The sequence below is a fragment of the uncultured Clostridium sp. genome, assembly GCF_934754915.1.
Taxonomy (GTDB): domain Bacteria; phylum Bacillota; class Clostridia; order Clostridiales; family Clostridiaceae; genus Clostridium.
Genome location: NZ_CAKVKB010000214.1, coordinates 1 through 4,143, shown reverse-complemented (window position 1 = coordinate 4,143; position 4,143 = coordinate 1). Strand labels below are relative to the sequence as shown.

Genomic DNA, 4,143 nt, shown 5'->3' with positions numbered 1-4,143 from the left:
ATGACATTTGGATTCTCAAGAGATGATGCAGCTAAGTTCTTAAGTTCATACTATGATAGAAAGATTTATGAACAAGATCCATTTGCTAAATTAGATCAGGTTGGTGTTGGCCAATTAATTAAGATTGCAGCAGAAAAAGGAAAAGCAACTCGTCCAGATATTCATCTTGGAATATGTGGTGAGCATGGTGGAGATCCATCATCAATTGAATTCTGTCATAATGTCGGATTAGATTATGTATCTTGTTCTCCATTTAGAGTTCCTCTTGCAAGACTTGCAGCAGCACAAGCTCAGGTTAAAAATCCAAGATAATAATATAGAAATTTAAATAAAAATAAATGGCTTTCTGCAAATCAGGAAGCCATTTATTTTTGTTTTTATAAGTTTAAAGTATCTATTATGTTCACTGCAAAATTATATTGATATTTTGATTTTGAAGTAGCACTATTAATTAAGGTTAAAAAAGAATTCTTATTGCATTTATTAACATTTTTGAAGTAGTCTCGCGATATTTTCCAGTATTTTTGAGGAAAACATATATAGGAAACTATATAATAAATATCTGCATTTGTGAGAGGGGTTACGTTATTGTAAGTTTCAAGAATTTTTAAGGAAAGGTTTAGATTCCATTTTGTATTATCACGCCTCAATAGTCGTCTAAGGAAGTAAGACAAATCTCGAGCACAATAATCCATTTTGCATTTGTCAAAATCAATAATCCAAGGGTCATTATCATGTGGTATAAGTATATTTTTATTAACATAGTCTCCATGACATAATGAACGGCTTAGATAAGCTGGATTGATTTTATTAGCCAAATCTAAAGAAAGTTTAGCCAATTTAAAATTAAGATCAAATTCTGAAATGAATTTTTTTGAAAATTTATCTTTATATCTAAAAGAGTCGTTAGAAGATTTAAGCAGATCTTGAAAATGCTTTAAAGTTGATATGTAATGATTATCAAATCCTTCTTTTAAACTGCTTCCTAAGATTGGCTTGAACTTTCTGGATATTGAATGAATCTGAGCCAGTTTTTTTATTGATATTTCAATATGCTTTATGTTATCAAAAGAACATTTTTCTCCTTCAATCCATGGAGTTAATATAAAAAGCATATTATTGAATCTGACAAACCTGTTATTATCAATAGTAGGTAGAAGTTTAGGAACTCTTATTTTATTTCTGTAAAGCCACTCGATTGCAGAATATACATATAACAAATCATCCAATTCATAATATACTTTTTTTAAGCAGTAGCTGCTGTTTTTGTAATTGATTCGATAGACAGCTCTTTGTTTATCTGTATCTTTAAATTTTATTATTGAAATTTCTGCATTTTGTAAATTAAATTTTGGAAGAACATATCTTTGGATGATTTCAGGTGAAAGACTGGAATTTTGTAAAACTTGAAATTCGCTCTTCATAATATCCTCCTAATAAAAATAATTGTTTTATAGATATATATTGTAATTAACAATGTACGTATTGAAATTTCATAATGAATGATGGAATATTTTCGAATTTATTTAATATTTTTATGTGTTTTGAATAAATTTTAAAGATAACTTTAATCTTTTAACATATATGATATATATTGGAAAATTTTATATCAAAGTTGTTTCTTGTTTATAAATGATATTTGAATATATATTATGAAAAAAATATTAAAGCTTTCATTATTAATAATATTAATAAGAACAAATCAATATACATAGAAAAGTCTATAAAATTAAAAAAAGTTTATAAAACTATGTTATTATTGATAATAATTGCAAATAATAAACGTGTATAATAATTAAAGGAAAATAATGATATGTATAGAATACATAAAAGAGAGGTGATATATATGAATGTAAGAGAAAAAATTGAAAGTTTTGAAAACTTGACACTGATAAAAGAAGCAGCATTTTCAAATAAGTCTTCTGGAAGGCAGATAAAAGAAGAGCCTGATGAAATGAAAACATGTTATATGCAGGATAGAGACAGAATAATACAGAGCAAATCTTTTAGGCGCCTTAAGCATAAAACACAAGTATATATAAAAACCTCTGGAGACCATTATAGAACAAGATTGACCCATACATTAGAAGTATCACAGGTTGCAAGAAATATAGGTGTAGGAATTGGATTGAATGAAAATCTTATTGAAGCAATTGCTTTAGGCCATGATTTAGGGCATGTAGCTTTTGCTCATACTGGAGAGGAAGTATTAAATGCTTATTTAGACGGCGGCTTTAGACATAATGAACAAAGCGTGAGAGTCGTAAATAAGCTTGAAAATGATGGAAAAGGATTAAATTTAACTAATGAAGTTATAAATGGAATATTACATCATAGCGGACTTGGAACAGTTAAAGATTTAATAACATTAGAAGGAATTGTGGTTAAAGTAAGTGATAAAATGGCATATTTAAACCATGATATAGATGATTCAATTAGAGCAGGTCTTTTAAGTATTGAAGATATACCATGTGAAATTGTTAAAATTCTAGGAAAGACGTCAGAAGAAAGATTGAACACACTTATAAAAGATTTTGTTAGTTATTCAAATACAAATATTGAAAAAGGAATACTTGAAATTGGATTAAGCAAAGAAATCAATGAAGCAATGATTGAGTTGAGAAGGTTTATGTTTAAAAATGTATATCATGGTGGAACATTGAAGGAAGAGAGAAATAAAGCAAAATTTATACTAGAGCAGCTCATAAATTATTTTGAAAATCATATAGATAAAATGCCTCAATTATATAGAGATATTGCTGAAAAAGAAGGTGTTAAAAGAGGTGTTGCAGATTATATTGCAGGAATGAGTGATGATTATTGTCTTGTTATGTTTAATAGAATTTTTGTACCTAAAATGGTTATAGATTAAATTTATTTGTTATTTAAAAGAGGAATTTGAATTAAAATAAAGAATAATTATAAATATTGCAATCAACAGAATTATTTGCAGAATAGTTTTACATGAAAAATTTTATAATAAATTTTTATTACAGTTTAGAAGGAAAACTATGTATAATGTCGAATATTATATAACTGTTGAAAAATGCAGTAGGGAGGGAGATGTCTCCTTGCAAATACGTGAAGAAGTAATTGAAAGAATTAAGCAGGATAATGATATTGTTGATATTATTTCAGAAAGTGTAAGGTTAAAAAAATCAGGCAGAAATTATATCGGGTTATGTCCATTTCATAATGATAAATCTCCATCAATGAGTGTCTCTCAAGAAAAGCAGATTTATAAATGTTTTTCTTGTGGTGAAGCTGGGAATGTTATAACTTTTGTGATGAAATACAAAAAACTGACATTTCAAGAAGCCGCAAAGTATCTTGCAGATAAAGCAGGAATTCCATTAGAAGTCGGAAATTCAAAGGAGTCTCAGATTACTAAAAAGAAAGATCTTCTTTATAAAATAAATACTGAAGCTGCGAGATATTATTTTTCTAATTTACAGAGAAATTCTTTTTCAAAAGATTATTTTTTAAAAAGAGGAATAAAAGAAGATGTAATAAAGCGGTTTGGTCTTGGCTATGCACCTGATGGATGGCATAATCTTATAATGTATTTAAGAAAAAAAGGATTTAATGATAACATCATGTTGGAAGCTGGACTTATTTCAAAGAGTGAAAAAAGTGGTAATACATATGATAGATTCAGGAATAGAGTCATGTTTCCAGTGTTTGATGTTAGAGGAAAGGTAATTGGATTTGGAGGAAGGGTTTTAGATGATTCAAAGCCTAAGTATTTAAATTCACCTGAAACACCAGTTTTTCATAAAGGTACAAATTTATATGGATTGAATTTTGCAACTAAAAATAAACTTGAGCAGGATTATATCATTATTGTTGAGGGATATATGGATTTAATATCTCTGCATCAGCATGGAATAACAAATACAGTGGCTTCACTTGGAACTGCACTTACTGTTAATCAAGCAAGATTGCTTAAAAGATATGTGAATAAAGTAATAATATCATATGATGCTGATGTGGCAGGTCAGACAGCAACTCTTAGAGGACTTGAAATTTTAAGAAATGCAGGTTTTGATGTTAAAGTATTAAAAGTTCCACAGGGAAAGGATCCTGATGAATTTGTAAGAAACAATGGAAAAGAGGCTTTTTTAAGACTTGTTGATAATGCAC

Annotated in this window: 4 protein-coding genes; 3 read left to right on the top strand and 1 reads right to left on the bottom strand. The window is 28.1% G+C overall.

Annotated elements, in window-relative coordinates:
* On the top strand, positions 1-312 hold a 312-nt coding region (locus Q0F58_RS17640; protein ID WP_367118213.1), incomplete at its 5' end, for a putative PEP-binding protein.
* Positions 313-377: 65 nt separating this feature from the next.
* On the opposite strand, the gene Q0F58_RS17635 is transcribed toward Q0F58_RS17640, so the two are convergent.
* Complete coding sequence (locus tag Q0F58_RS17635) at positions 378-1,424, bottom strand: CotS family spore coat protein (RefSeq protein ID WP_294379170.1); 1,047 nt, start codon at positions 1,422-1,424, stop codon at positions 378-380.
* Positions 1,425-1,846: 422 nt separating this feature from the next.
* Here Q0F58_RS17635 and Q0F58_RS17630 point away from each other — a divergent pair, with 422 nt between their 5' ends.
* Entirely contained in the window at positions 1,847-2,872 is a 1,026-nt protein-coding gene (locus tag Q0F58_RS17630; protein ID WP_294379169.1) for a deoxyguanosinetriphosphate triphosphohydrolase, read from the top strand.
* 199 nt (positions 2,873-3,071) lie between these two features.
* On the top strand, positions 3,072-4,143 hold a 1,072-nt coding region (dnaG, locus tag Q0F58_RS17625; RefSeq protein WP_294379168.1), incomplete at its 3' end, for a DNA primase.

What these genes read in the sequence shown, in the direction of transcription:
- Q0F58_RS17635 (WP_294379170.1), bottom strand. Translation starts at nt 1,424, where the DNA reads ATGAAGAGCGAATTTCAAGTTTTACAAAATTCCAGTCTTTCACCTGAA.
- Q0F58_RS17630 (WP_294379169.1), top strand. Translation starts at nt 1,847, where the DNA reads ATGAATGTAAGAGAAAAAATTGAAAGTTTTGAAAACTTGACACTGATA.